Source organism: Acinetobacter sp. FDAARGOS_559 (assembly GCF_003940475.1).
Taxonomy (GTDB): domain Bacteria; phylum Pseudomonadota; class Gammaproteobacteria; order Pseudomonadales; family Moraxellaceae; genus Acinetobacter; species Acinetobacter baumannii.
Map to the genome: position 1 here is coordinate 3,249,837 of NZ_RKJG01000005.1, position 14,425 is coordinate 3,264,261.

The 14,425-nt window shown below is 40.3% G+C and carries 11 protein-coding genes; 7 read left to right on the forward strand and 4 right to left on the reverse strand.

Annotated features, from left to right (window positions below):
- Window positions 1-78 precede the first annotated feature (78 nt).
- Both EGS71_RS17115 and EGS71_RS17120 read right to left on the reverse strand, forming a co-directional pair.
- The gene (locus EGS71_RS17115; protein ID WP_001984199.1) at window positions 79-1,023 is read right to left on the reverse strand and encodes a tRNA dihydrouridine synthase; all 945 of its coding nucleotides are present in this window, start codon (window positions 1,021-1,023) and stop codon (window positions 79-81) included.
- Between the two features lie 84 nt (window positions 1,024-1,107).
- Entirely contained in the window at window positions 1,108-1,917 is an 810-nt protein-coding gene (locus EGS71_RS17120; RefSeq protein ID WP_000624642.1) for a cytochrome C assembly family protein, read from the reverse strand.
- A 140-nt stretch (window positions 1,918-2,057) separates the two neighbouring features.
- Here EGS71_RS17120 and ffh point away from each other — a divergent pair, with 140 nt between their 5' ends.
- Entirely contained in the window at window positions 2,058-3,467 is a 1,410-nt protein-coding gene (ffh, locus tag EGS71_RS17125) for a signal recognition particle protein (RefSeq protein ID WP_000460625.1), read from the forward strand.
- A 49-nt stretch (window positions 3,468-3,516) separates the two neighbouring features.
- On the opposite strand, the gene EGS71_RS17130 is transcribed toward ffh, so the two are convergent.
- Window positions 3,517-4,251, reverse strand: coding sequence for a pantothenate kinase (locus tag EGS71_RS17130; protein WP_000839416.1), 735 nt, complete (start codon window positions 4,249-4,251; stop codon window positions 3,517-3,519).
- Window positions 4,252-4,266: 15 nt separating this feature from the next.
- Window positions 4,267-5,019, reverse strand: a complete 753-nt coding sequence (locus EGS71_RS17135) for a biotin--[acetyl-CoA-carboxylase] ligase (protein ID WP_000362828.1) — start codon at window positions 5,017-5,019, stop codon at window positions 4,267-4,269.
- A 30-nt stretch (window positions 5,020-5,049) separates the two neighbouring features.
- Between EGS71_RS17135 and EGS71_RS17140 the strand changes: the two genes are divergently transcribed.
- The 6 genes from EGS71_RS17140 (at window position 5,050) to ftn (ending at window position 14,146) form a co-directional block, all read left to right on the forward strand.
- Window positions 5,050-5,853 (forward strand): sulfite exporter TauE/SafE family protein, encoded by an 804-nt coding sequence (locus EGS71_RS17140; RefSeq protein WP_000420176.1) that lies wholly within the window; start codon window positions 5,050-5,052, stop codon window positions 5,851-5,853.
- A gap of 249 nt (window positions 5,854-6,102) precedes the next feature.
- Complete coding sequence (locus tag EGS71_RS17145; protein ID WP_001047228.1) at window positions 6,103-6,798, forward strand: GntR family transcriptional regulator; 696 nt, start codon at window positions 6,103-6,105, stop codon at window positions 6,796-6,798.
- A gap of 10 nt (window positions 6,799-6,808) precedes the next feature.
- Entirely contained in the window at window positions 6,809-10,258 is a 3,450-nt protein-coding gene (gene smc / locus EGS71_RS17150; RefSeq protein ID WP_001239993.1) for a chromosome segregation protein SMC, read from the forward strand.
- A 1-nt stretch (window position 10,259) separates the two neighbouring features.
- Window positions 10,260-11,297, forward strand: a complete 1,038-nt coding sequence (locus EGS71_RS17155) for a cell division protein ZipA C-terminal FtsZ-binding domain-containing protein (RefSeq protein WP_000405211.1) — start codon at window positions 10,260-10,262, stop codon at window positions 11,295-11,297.
- A gap of 94 nt (window positions 11,298-11,391) precedes the next feature.
- Window positions 11,392-13,428, forward strand: coding sequence for an NAD-dependent DNA ligase LigA (ligA, locus tag EGS71_RS17160; RefSeq protein ID WP_001018838.1), 2,037 nt, complete (start codon window positions 11,392-11,394; stop codon window positions 13,426-13,428).
- A gap of 253 nt (window positions 13,429-13,681) precedes the next feature.
- The gene (gene ftn / locus EGS71_RS17165) at window positions 13,682-14,146 is read left to right on the forward strand and encodes a heteropolymeric bacterioferritin subunit Ftn (protein ID WP_001214863.1); all 465 of its coding nucleotides are present in this window, start codon (window positions 13,682-13,684) and stop codon (window positions 14,144-14,146) included.
- The last annotated feature ends 279 nt before the right edge of the window (window positions 14,147-14,425 follow it).

Sequence of the window (14,425 nt, forward strand, 5' to 3'; positions counted from 1 at the left end):
AAATAATTAATAATTACTTAACCTGAAATACCAAAAGAGGGCGGTTGTCTAAACAATCGCTCTCTTTTGTTTGAGTGATTAAATACGAGAAGAACTGGTTTGCTCTAGCTGCTGAACAATTTCATCTAAAGCTTTAATGCGTTTCACTTGGTCCCATAATTCTTTCGCTTGAGGATAGGCTTTGGTCATCATACCTAACCACTGCTTATAACGGCCAACCATCCCAATTTCTGTTTTTGCTTGACCATTTAAAAAACGTATTTGTAAGTCAACCAGTTGTTCCCAAGTAAACAGTGCTTCATCCATATTTTGGCGAATACATTGTGTTAAATCTGGAGTAGTCACTGCACCACGGCCAATCATTAAATCTTCACAGCCAGATTGTTGCTGGCAAGCTCTAGCATCAGCATTGGTCCAGATTTCGCCGTTAGCAATCACATTAATTTTTAAAGCTTCTTTAATAGGCAGAATTTTTTCCCAATAAGCTGGTGGCGTATAACCATCTGCTTTAGTTCGAGCATGTACAGTTAACCAGCTTGCACCCGCATCTTCAACAGCATGGGCGTTTTCCATGGTGTGGTTTTCATCTAGATAACCTAAACGCATTTTTGCTGAAACAGGGATGTGCGCAGGTACAGCATCACGGACTGCCTTAATCAGCATATGTACTACGTCTGGTTCATCAAGAAGTACCGAACCACCTCGATGTCGATTGACGGTTTTTGCAGGACAACCAAAATTAAGGTCAATTGCAGGAGCACCCAGCTCAACGACTTTTGCCGCATTTGCTGCAAGCATCTCTGGATTATTGCCTAAGAACTGAACGTGTACAGGTGTTCCAGCAGCTGTTTTACCATCGTTTTTAAGTTCAGGACAAAAACTATAGTAAATATGGTCTGGCAAAATACTGTCTGTAACGCGAATAAACTCGGTTACACACCAGTCGAAGTGACCAACAGATGTGAGTGTATCCCGCATGATCGGGTCAGTTAAACCTTCCATTGGAGCGAGTATGAGTTTCACAGTCTGAGTCACCTGAGCAAAACAAAAACAGCGTTATACGGGATATGTATAACGCTGTCTAGTAGTGCTGAAATTTTAATTGTTTTATCGGCCCAATATCATCTCAAGCACAAATTTACTGCCAATAAAACCGATCGCTAATAATGCAAAACCAATTAAGGTAAAACGAATCGCTTTTTGTCCGCGCCAGCCAAGTTTATAGTGGCCAATCAATAAAGAGCCATAAATAAACCATGAAATAATACTAAATACGGTTTTATGAGCGAGATGCTGGGCAAAGAAGCTATCAACTGTTAAGAAACCAAACGCGAGAGCAATAGTTAATAAAATAAAACCAGTAATGATGAGGTCAAATAATAAAGACTCCATGGCCTGAATGGATGGAAGTAAATTGACCCAAATACGTTTTTTTTGTTTCTTTTTGAGTTCACGGTTTTGGAACCATATCAAGATCGCATGTATGGTTGCCATCAGTAAAACAGCATAAGCAGAAAGTGAAAGAATAATATGAGTATCTAAACCTAATGAATGCTGTTCAATAAACTGATCGGGACGGCTAAATGCAAAACCTAAAATAAGACCAATCGCTGCTACAGGAATGCCGAGCAAGTTTAACGGTACAATCGGACGGAAAGTACTAAAAACTAAGCTTAACAACAACATAAGTCCTGATGTAAAAGACACCAGATTAAAAACATCGTAGTTAATTCCTGATGGCGTCAGCATGGCATGACATAAAACTGTGCCATGTAACAGCAGTGCTAAGGTCGTAACAAAAGCAAATAACCATGGGTTTGGTTCACGTTTTGACATTAAACGTATGAACAGATACCAGAAAGAAGTGGTATATGCGATGAGTGCCAAAATTGTGTAAACCAAGGGGAGGCTAATCATGTCAAACCTTTTTCAGGATTAATTCATCTAGATAAGATATAAATTCGCTGCGAACTAAAGTATCCTATAGCATTCTATGCATAAATTTTCTATTTCGAGAAAGATTTTTTTGCAACTAGCCATTTTAAGCGGATTTTGCAATGTTTGATACCTTAACAGAACGACTCACGCAGAGTTTAAGAAATGTTACTGGCTCAGGGCAGCTGACCGAAGACAATATTAAAGATACCTTACGTGAAGTACGTATGGCTCTTCTTGAAGCCGATGTCGCGTTACCTGTAACTCGTGAATTTATCGCGAAAGTTAAGGAAGAGGCATTGGGCCAAGAAGTGATGACGCAGTTATCTCCAGGCCAGGCATTTGTAAAAATTGTCTATGATGAACTCACCAAGATGATGGGTGAGGCCAATGAAACACTGGATTTAAGTGCTAAGCCTCCAGTTGTGGTATTACTTGCTGGTTTACAAGGTGCAGGTAAAACAACTACAGCAGCCAAGTTGGCACGTTTCTTAAAAGAACGTCAAAAGAAAAAAGTAATGACCGTTTCTGCCGACGTTTATCGTCCGGCAGCGATTAAACAGTTAGAAACTGTGTCAGCAGAAGTTGGTGCAGGCTTTATTCCATCAGATCCTTCTGAAAAACCAATTGATATTGTTAACCGTGCAATTGAACAGGCAAAAATCCAGTTTGCTGATGTGTTGATTGTCGATACAGCGGGTCGTTTACATGTCGATGAAGACATGATGGACGAAATTAAAGAATTGCATGCAGCAGTTAAGCCAACTGAAACTCTGTTCGTGGTTGATGCCATGACAGGTCAGGATGCTGCAAATACTGCTAAAGCATTTAACGATGCTTTGGCACTTACAGGTGTGATTCTTACTAAAACTGACGGTGATGCGCGTGGTGGTGCGGCACTTTCTGTACGTGCGATTACCGGTAAGCCAATCAAGTTTTTGGGTATGGGCGAAAAGCTTGATGCCTTAGAGCCATTCCATCCGGACCGTGTTGCCCAACGTATTTTAGGTATGGGTGACGTACTTTCTTTAGTCGAAGAAGTTGAACGTAAAATCGACAAAGAAAAAGCCGAGAAAATGGCGAAAAAATTGCAAAAAGGTGGCAGCTTCAACTTTGAAGATATGCTGATGCAATTTGAGCAAATGAAGAAGATGGGCGGCATGATGGGCTTCTTAGACAAGTTGCCAGGCATGAGCAGTGCAGGAATTCAGCAAGCAATTGAGCAGGCGAATCCTGAAAAGCAGGTCAAGAAAATGGAAGCTATTATCCAGTCAATGACCATCAAGGAACGCCGTAATCCAGACCTGATGAACCCAAGCCGTAAAAAACGTATTGCAGCTGGGTGTGGTATGGATGTAGCTGAAGTGAATAAACTCATTAAGCAACAAGCACAAATGGCTAAAATGATGAAGAAGTTTGCGAATCCATCTGGTATGAGCAAAATGATGCGTTCATTAGGCAATATGCAAAAACAATTTGGCGGTGGTGGCGGTATGGGACCACTGTTTGGTAACAACGACCAAAAGAAATAAAACCATAAAATAAAAGGCGCCTAGAGCGCCTTTTATTTTGGTCTGTATTCTAGTCTTTAGGATAATGGGCAATATATTGTTGTAACCCTTTAAGCAAAAGATCTGTTTCAACAGTAGGTTGGTACTTCTGTAGAAATTTTGCAAAAAGAGGAGCATCGCCACCTGTGAGGAGTAGTTTTTTAGGTGATTGTTGCATAATGCTTTCAATCGTACTAATGAGGCCCAGTAAAATACCATGATGTACTGCATCTACGGTGTTATTACCCGGATTTAGATTATCAAAAGCCGAATCGGGAATTTTAATACCTTTGGTATTTTGAATCAGCGCATCACGCTGTAAATAAAGGTTTGGCAGAATATAACCGCCTAAATGCTGTTTGCCTTTGGTTAAATCAATAGTAAGCGCTGTTCCGCAACCAATAATGCAATAGTTTTCTTTTTCCTCAGCAACAGCAAGTACCTGTAGCCAGCGGTCAATCCCGAGCTGACTTGGAACTTCATAGCCACATTGTAAACCTGCATATTCAGCATGCACTTTGGCAAAAACAACAGGAATTTCTAGCCATTTTAAAATCTGCTGAATACGCTGATTATTTTCGGTATCGAGAACCGAAGAAATCCCAATACGATGCAAGCCTTGATGTTTAAAGTGTTGGATTAATCCCAGTAATAAATCGGCAGGAGACTGTAAATGTAACTCAGCTGCATGTTCAATAATTTGCTGATTTTCAGTAATCCAGTATTTTAAACGGGTGTTTCCGATATCAAGCCATAAACTTTTCATGGGAAAAATACCTGATTACTGAGTGGTTTGTGGTCTTAGACGACCTTGATAAAACTGCTGTGGTTCAGGAGTTTCAAGAATCACCGCACCTTCATTAGAGATACCAACGAAACGGCCATATACCAGTCCTTGACTATGTTCGAACTGAACTAACTGATTAAGCCACGCAGCATGGTGGTTAAAACGTCCTGCAAGGTTATAACAACCATGATCAAACCAGCGGGCTGCATTTTGAATTGCAACATAAAGCTCTGAAATTAACTCAAGACGACTCATTTGTTCTAGGCCTAAATCTTCTAGAGACGTGATCGGCTGATCACTATCAGTGACTGGTGGTGTTTTTAAATTAATACCTACACCCACAATCGCCTGATGTTGGGAAAGAGGTTCAACCAAAATTCCGCCCCATTTTCCTTGTGTACTATATAAATCATTTGGCCATTTCACTTGCAGGCTCAAAGGTTGTAGCTGTGGAATTTGCAAAATATTCAACGCAACTTCAAGTGCTAAGCGACCATCTAAGGGTGTTCGAGTTTGCACCAATGTGCTTAAATAAATGTTTCCTTCAGGTGAAATCCATTGCCGTTGATGTTGACCTCGCCCTTGAGTTTGTTGAGCACTACAAACCAAGCCTGTTGTAATGCCTTTTTGGGCAATTTCACGAATATCATCATTGGTCGAAGTTGTGGTTGCTTTTAATAAAACCACTTCTGGAAGCTGGTTTTTTGCGCTTAAAAGTTGTTGTAGTTGGCGAGTCTCTAAATCCATGTTGAATATGAGCAGAGTGGTAAAACATTTATGGAGTTAATCATATATTTACTCATTGGCGCAATTGCTGGTTTTACTGCCGGACTGTTTGGAGTTGGTGGTGGACTAATTATTGTACCAATTCTCTATGTCGTTTTTACCCAGTTGCACTATGATCCCGCGGTAATCATGCATATTGCAGTCGGAACCTCCCTAGCAACCATTATTGTGACTTCCTTTAGTTCAGTTTCGGCTCATCATAAAAAAGGTGCAGTCCTCTGGCCTGTTTTCCGTAATTTAGCACCGGGACTAGTGATTGGTTCCTTTTTAGGTGCAGGTATTGCCGACCTTTTGTCTGGCCAGCATTTACAGCTTCTTATTGGTGTCTTTGCTGTTGTGATGGCTTATCGGATGTTCAAAGGAGCCCATGTTGTGGTTGACCCAACACGTCAGCTTCCTTCAACACCTATGCAATTTATGGCGGGTGGAGGCATTGGTATTGCCTCTGCAATTTTTGGTATTGGAGGCGGAAGCTTAACTGTCCCATATTTAAACCGTCATGGCGTAGTCATGCAAAAAGCAGTTGCGACCTCTGCTGCTTGTGGTTTACCTATTGCTATTGCAGGTGCAATTGGTTTTATGTGGTTTGGTGCTAAAGAGCACATTTCTGTACCTAATACAATTGGATATATCCATATCTACGCTTTTATTGGTATTAGTGTCATGAGTTTTGTCACTGCTAAACTTGGGGCTAAGGTTGCCCACGCATTGTCACCACAAATGCTAAAAAAATGCTTTGCTTGCTTGTTAGTCGTGGTCGGCAGTTACTTTATTTATAAAGGTTTTATGAATTAAAAACGTTTTATTAAAAATATATAGAAAAGAAAGCTTAGACTCTCACGGTTTAAGCTTTTTTTATTTGAAGACTTGAAAAGATTAACGGTGAGTTTTTCATCCGATTTCTGTATGGATTTTGGGTGGGTTGGCTTAAAATGCAATAAAATTGTCAGACAATGACATAGTTTTTAATGGATGGGATCAGTTAAAAACAAGGATGCGAAAGAAAAGCATGGATTAATGCATATAAAAAGTAGCGGGTGATTTATGAATCTCGAAGAGACAGAAAGTCTTTCTGAGCAAATTGTCAAATATATTAGCGAACAGATTATTAGTGGCGAATTGGTTGAAGGCGAACGCATACAAGAGCTTCGTATCGCTAAAGAACTTGACGTAAGTAGGGGATCAGTTCGTGAGGCGCTATTATTACTCGAGCGTACGCATCTCATTGAAATTTTTCCGCGTCGTGGTGCAATTGTTTCGGAAATGTCGGCACAACAGGTCAAAGCGTTGTTTGATACAAATATGATGTTATTGGGGCATATTGTACAACGCATAAGCGAAACATGGCGTGCCCATGAAGCTGATCAATTACAACTCTTGTTAGAACAGCTTCTTGAGCATGTAAAAGCAGGCGATATCGAAAAATTCTACGATGCTATTTTCCAATATCTTGCTGAACAACAAGATATGGTCGGTAATCCTTATTTAATGAAATTTTATAAAGAATTATTACCATCATTACGTCGTAGTTATTTTTTGACGCTAAATACCTCTAAACGGGAACTACAAGAAGCGTTTGCATTATTTAAACTCGTGACTGATGCAATTTTGATCCGAAAATCACAACAAGCCGCTTTATTTATGGAAGATTTTTGTCGACACTTACGTAACCTTGTGTTGGAATCGCTGACACGAATGAAACAGATTGAATTGGCTTGGGCGAGACGCTCACGCCGCTAGTTAGGGCATTATGCGTTTAAGCAGTTTAAAACTTTCCGGCTTTAAATCTTTTGCAGATAGTACAACTTTAAACTTTAAGGCGAACCGCACAGCAGTGGTTGGTCCAAATGGTTGTGGCAAATCCAATGTTATTGATGCGATCCGCTGGGTGATGGGGGAGTCAAACGCTCGTCAGCTACGTGGTGGTAGCATGCAAGATGTTATTTTTACCGGAACATCCAAGCGTAAGCCTGTTGGGGTTGCCAGTGTAGAACTGCGTTTTGACAATACCTATGGCAAATTAGGTGGAGCTTATAACGCTTATAATGAGCTCGCAGTTCGTCGTCAGGTGACCCGCGAAGGTAAATCTGAGTATTTCTTAAATGGTACACGTTGTCGCCGCCGTGATATTACTGACATTTTCTTGGGCACAGGGTTAGGGCCACGCTCTTACGCAGTCATTGAACAAGGCATGATTAACCGCTTGGTTGATGCCAAGCCAGAAGAAATGCGTATTTTCATTGAAGAGGCGGCAGGTGTTTCCCGTTATCAGGCGCGTCGCCGCGAAACCTTGCAGCACCTTGAACATACGGAGCAAAACCTTTCACGCTTGGAAGATATTGCGCTTGAGTTAAAATCACAACTTAAAACGCTTAAACGCCAGTCAGAAGCAGCGGTTCAATATAAAACATTAGAAAGCCAGATTCGTACCCTAAAAATTGAAATTTTGTCTTTTCAGGCAGAGAAAAGTGTACGCCTACAAGAAGAATATACAGTTCAAATGAACGAACTGGGGGAAACATTTAAGTTAGTTCGTTCAGAATTAAGTACCATTGAACATGATTTAGAATCTACCAGTGCTTTATTTCAGCGACTTATTCAGCAATCTTCACCACTACAACAAGAATGGCAACAAGCCGAAAAAAAATTATCTGAGCTGAAAATGACTCTGGAACAAAAACAGAGTTTATTTCAGCAAAACAGTACAACCCTTGTTCAATTGGAACAACAAAAAGCTCAAACGAAAGAACGTTTACAGCTTTCTGAATTACAGCTTGAAACACTGAATAGCCAGTTAGAAGAACAAACTGAAGCTTTAACAGCAGTTGAGCATACAGCAGCTGAAGCAGAGCAAAATTTTGCCAGTTTACAATCACAGCAACGGCAAGCGCAGCAACAATTTGAGCAAGTAAAAGCTCAGGTTGAAAAACAACAGCAGCAAAAAATGCAAATGTCTGCTCAAATCGAGCAATTAGGCAAAAATGTTCAGCGCATTGAACAGCAAAAAGAAACGCTGCAACATCAAGCAAACCAGATCCAATCGCAAGTACACGAAGACGAACAAGGCGAGCTTGAGCAATTACAGCAGCAGCTTTGTCTTGAAATCTCAACGCTAGAAGCTGAAATTGAGCAGTATGTGCAGCGTATTGAACAAGCTCAACAAGCGCATCAGGCAAATAAAAATCAACAGCAAACGTTAAAAACAGAAATACAGGTTCTATTATCAGAGCAGAAAAACTTAAGCCAGCTTGTTGCTAAACAAAGTCCAAAGCAAAACCAAGATACGCTACGTTTAATGCAGGCTTTAGAGTTAACAGAGCAGGGCAAACCACACGCACAAATTATTGAAAAGTTTTTAGCAAAATGGTTGCAGGCACATATTGTTGAAACTGAACAAGCCTTTCAGGAAGGAGTTGCTCGCCAGTTAAAGCCTTCAGAGCAATCAAGCAAATTTAAGGGGAACCTGATTTGCTTGAATGATTGGATTGCATCGCCACAGCTATCAATATTCTCGAATGTAGCGATTGCACAAGATTTATCTCATGCTTTAAATGAACAAAAGCAACTGCAATATGGCCAGTCTATTTTGACTTTAGATGGTTATCATGTCGGGCAAGATTGGGTAATTGCTCTTATGTATGATGACGAAAGTCAAAGTGCGCAAGGTATGCTTAGTCATCGTATTCGTCTAGATGAAATTGAACAAGTTCTTCAAAAGCAGCAACCAGAATTACAAGCATTAGATCAAATTATAGTTCAGCAAAAAGATGAGCTAGGACAGTTACAAGTTGACCTACAGCAAAAACAACAAGTCATTAAACAAAAACAAAAAGACTTGCAACAGCTTGATGTACAAATTGCCAAGCAACAAACCGCAGCACAAGCATTTTTATTGCAAAAACAGCAATTGAAAGATCAACTCGCTCAATTAGATACACAGCTTGAAGAAGATGCGATGCAAAAAGATGATCTGGAAATTGATTTGCATGCATTGGCAATGAAGCTCGAAACCATTTTACCTTACTATAAAACTTTGCAATTTCAGGTAGAAGAATTAACAGAGCAGCTTGAAGAACAGCAACAAGTCTTGCAACAGCAGCAGCAAGAGCGCGAGATTTTACGACGTAATAGTACGCAGACAACTCAACAGATTGAGCTACTTGAAAAAGATATTTCGTTCTTGCAGAGCCAATATCAACAAATTACAGCGCAAATGGAACAGGCGAAAAAGTTTGTGGACCCTATTCAGTTAGAGTTGCCAAACCTTGAGTCCGAGTTTCAACAACAATTTGCTCAAACCGAAAAGCTGCAAAAGACATGGAATGAATGGCAGATTGAGCTTAATAGTGTCCAAGAGAAGCAACAAACGCTTACAGACCAACGCCATCAATACCAACAGCAAGATGAAAAGCTTAGAGAGCAGCTTGAAGCCAAACGTCTAGCATGGCAAGCAGCCAAGTCGGACCGTGAGCACTATCAAGAACAGCTCAAGGAGTTAAATGCCGAGCTTCAAACGGGCCTGAAAATAGATTTAACTGAACACCAGCAAAAACTGGAAAAAGTACAGAAACAGTTTGAAAAAATCGGTGCAGTTAACTTAGCTGCTTCACAAGAGTTTGAAGAAGTTTCTCAGCGTTTTGATGAGTTGAGCCACCAGATTCAAGACTTGGAAAATACGGTAACTCAGTTAAAAGATGCGATGAAGAGCATTGACCAAGAAACCCGTAAGTTGTTTATGTCGACTTTTGATCAGATTAATCAAGAGTTACAAAATCTATTTCCAAAAGTTTTTAATGGTGGTGAAGCCAGTTTAAGTCTTGAGGATGATTGGCAATCTGGGGTTAAGCTCATGGCGAGACCACCGGGTAAGAAAAACAGTTCTCTAGCATTACTTTCCGGTGGAGAAAAAGCGTTAACAGCGTTAGCATTAGTATTTGCTATTTTCAGGTTAAATCCGGCACCGTTTTGTGTACTCGATGAAGTGGACGCTCCACTCGACGATGCGAATGTACAGAGATATTGTAATTTGGTAAAAGAGCTTTCTGAACATGTACAATTCATTTACATTACACATAATAAGCTGGCGATGACCATGGCAACTGACTTGTTGGGTGTAACCATGCCTGAACCGGGTACATCAAAATTAGTCACTGTCAATTTAGAACAGGCAAAAGAATACGGGTTAGTTTCGGAGTCATAGAATGGAAATCAATACGATTATTGGCATCGTTGTTGCCATTATTATCATGCTAATTGGCTTAAGAATGATTTTAAAAAAGCCGAACCATGCTGAACCCTCGCTAGACAGTGATTTGCATATTAATCCTGAAAGTAATCAACCGGTTATCCCTCGTCATGTACGAGATCAACTTGAACAGCCAGAAGTTACTGTTGCGTCAGCAGCCGTTGCTGAACGAGTGGAACCAACTTTAAGCGAGCCAGCACAGTCAGAAGAAAAGGGAACAAAAGAACTAGAACAGGCTTCACAAGCTCAAACAGTCCAGACACAAGTACCCGTTGAAAATACGCCAGTAGAAGTAGAAGAAGTTAAAGCTGAAGAAAATACTGTTAGCCCAACTGTAAGTGAAAATAGTTCAGTTGAGTTAGTTGATACCGTTTCTGCTGAACCAGAAGTTGTTAGCTCATCAGAACCAAAAGTTGCAGAAGGGCAACCGAAAACTGAGCCGGAATTAAGCTTAAATCCAAATATCGAAACTGCTGAAATTGCTGAGTTTGAAGGTGAAAGCAACATTCTTGATGTACATTTACATGAGCAGCAGCGTTTTGATGACGAAAGTGCGTTAGCAATGGCTGAGCAGATTATCGCATTAAATGTATATCCAAATCCGCGCCGTGCGTTATCGGGTGATAAAGCACTGAAAGTGCTTTTAAAATATGGTCTACGTTACGGTGAAATGTCTTGTTTCCACCGCTATGAAAATACCGATGAGCCGAGTGCATTGATGTTCTCTGTATTGCGTATGACTGATAATGGTCCTGCTGGTTTCGATTTAGAAACTTTATCGACTGAGCAAGTTCAAGGTTTAGCATTTTTCCTTGCACTTCCAAACAGCAAAGCTGTTACCGGTTTTGACATGATGACCAGTATTGCAGGCCTTATTGCTCGTGAAATTGATGGTAAGGTTTATGATGAAAATAACCTTGAATTTACGCCACAGTTAAAAGAACATTGGCGCCATCATGTGATTGATTATCGTCCAGCACAGGCAACCGCCTAGTTTAAATTTTTGGTATAGGTTGCGATAATTGCAATATATCTAGTCGCAGCTCAGGGTGGAGAAATTTCCACCCTTTTTTATGGTGAATAAAATAATGGCAATAACTTCCGTGATCGAACAGATGCGTCAGCTTATTCAACTGATTGCAAAGCATAACCATGCCTACTATGTCATGGATCAGCCGACAATCTCGGACAGTGAATATGATCATTTATTTCATCAGTTAAAAGCTTTAGAAGAACAATATCCGGAACTTGTACAAGCCGACTCACCAACAATGAAAGTAGGTGGTCAAGCGCTTTCAAAATTTGAGAGTGTGACGCATGTGGTGCCAATGCTTTCACTTGGTAATGTATTTAACCAAGAAGATTTATTTGCATTTGCACGCCGTGTAGAAGAGCGACTTCCGAACCAGAAAGTACAATATGAAGTTGAGTTAAAACTCGATGGCCTTGCGATTTCACTATGGTATGAAAATGGTGTACTTGTTCGCGGTGTAACCCGTGGGGATGGCGAAACGGGTGAAGACATTACTCAAAACGTTAAAACCATTCGTAACTTACCTAAAGTTCTGCATTCAGAAAAATATGAAATACCTCGTCTACTTGAAGTACGTGGTGAAGTATTGATGCCAAAGTCTGGTTTTGAAAAACTCAATGCTGACCAAGAAGCAAAGGGAGAAAAAACCTTCGCTAACCCTCGAAATGCAGCCGCAGGAAGTTTAAGACAACTTGATCCAAATATTGCTGCTGCTCGACCTTTAGCATTTTATGCGTATGGGATTGCACAGTGTGAACCGAATCATGGCTTGACAACCATGCATGATAGCTTGCAATGGTTAACGGAACTTGGGTTCCAAATTGCTGAGCGTCAGTACTTGTGTAATTCAATTCAAGAAGTACAGCAGCGCTATGAGCAAATTCAACAAGAGCGTCCAAACTTGCAAGTTGAAATTGATGGCATGGTGGTGAAGGTTGATGACCTAAAACAGCAACAGCAGCTTGGTTTCTTAAGTCGTGAACCACGCTGGGCAACTGCTTATAAATTCCCGGCACAAGCTGCATTAACTACAGTTGAGCAGATTGACTGGCAAGTAGGGCGTACAGGGACTTTGACCCCTGTAGCACGCTTAAACCCTGTTTTTGTGGGTGGTGTGACTGTTTCTAACGTAACGTTGCATAATATTGGGGAAATTCATCGTCTAGATGTACGTGTTGGCGATACGGTAAGTGTATATCGTACGGGTGATGTAATTCCTAAAGTAGAAAAAGTTTGGCCGGAGTTCCGTCCTGCTGAAGCAGAAGTTGTTCATTTACCAGAGTCGTGCCCAGTATGTGCTTCGCCTGTAGTGATGCCAGAAGGTGAGGCTCTTGCACGTTGTTCAGGCGGTTTATATTGTGCTGCACAGCGTATTGAAGCCATTCGTCACTTTGTATCGCGTAAAGCGATGGATATCGAGGGTTTGGGAGATCGTTGGGTAGAATCTTTATTACGTCTCGATTTACTTAAAGATGTTGCTGATATTTACCATTTGCATGAGCACAGAGAAACTCTCTTGGGCATCGAAAAAATGGGAGAAAAGTCAGTACAGAACCTAATAGATGCGATTGAAGCAAGTAAGAAAACAACTCTAGCACGTTTTATTTATGCATTAGGTATTCGTGGAGTAGGTGAAACAACGGCTAGAATGTTAGCAAATACATTTCAGACGCTAGAGGCACTTAAAGCTGCGAATGTAGAAGCTTTAAAGAAAACCCCAGATGTAGGGGATATTACAGCAGAGTGGATTGCTGACTTTTTCTTGGCACCGCATAACATTGAAGTACTCGATCGTTTAATTGCCGCAGGAATTCATTGGGATGCGCCAACAGCACCAACGCGACAACCTTTAAATGGTGAAAGCTGGGTACTTACAGGTACATTAGAGCAAATGACTCGTGATCAGGCCACTCAAATGCTACAAGCATTAGGTGCACGAGTAAGTGGGAGTGTTTCTAGCAAAACAAAATGTGTAGTTGCTGGGGAGAAGGCGGGTTCAAAATTAGAAAAAGCTGCAAAGTTAGGTATTCCTGTCATGAATGAAACAGATTTCTTATCACTCATGGCAGGCTATGGGCAAACTTTGAGCTAAAAGGTTAGCGAAATAAGAACCATTGATTTTAGTTACAAATTTATAAATTGATGGTTTTTGCCATATTTGAACGCTTGTCTGAGCTTATAAATCGGACAAGCGTTTCTTTTTGCAAAGGAAATTTAAATAACTTAAACTGCAAATGCGTATGTTTCTCATTTTAATTTGATAAAAATCATAAACTTAACTATTTTTTGTTTTGCAATCATTTTTAAGTTTGCCCATAATAGACTCATACGATAGGAGATTTATTATGCGTGGCAATCCAGAAGTCATAGACTATTTAAATATGCTCATTGGCGGAGAGTTGGCTGCCCGTGATCAATATTTAATCCATTCTCGTATGTATGAAGATTGGGGCTTAAACAAGATTTATGAACGTATTGACCATGAGATGCAAGAAGAAGCTTCTCATGCCGATGCGATTATTCGTCGTGTATTATTTTTAGGTGCCAAACCAAACATGCATCGTGAAGATATCAATGTTGGTACAGACGTTGTATCTTGCTTAAAAGCCGATTTAGCACTTGAATATCATGTGCGTGAAAAATTAGCGACAGGTATTAAACTTTGTGAAGAAAAAGGCGACTACATCAGTCGTGACATGTTACGTCAACAATTATCAGATACTGAAGAAGACCATACTTATTGGCTTGAAAAACAGTTGCGTTTAATTGAGCTGATTGGCCTACAAAATTATATCCAGTCTCAAATTTAATGACTTGAAAAACCCAGCTTAGGCTGGGTTTTTTATTGGCTCATTTTAATAAAATGAAGTCACCATTTAAATGTTAATTCTGCCAAATTGAATATATTCAAAGCCTTACTACATAAGGCTTTGGCAGTTACAAAAAAGTCAGAAAATTTGTATCAGACCCCATGTTTTTTTTGTGGAATTGGATATAATTTCGCCAACAAAAACCCTTGCCTAGAAATTTAATGAGGCAAGGGTTTTTCTATGGGGAATCGGTTGGTATGGATCGCCAATGGTTTTATG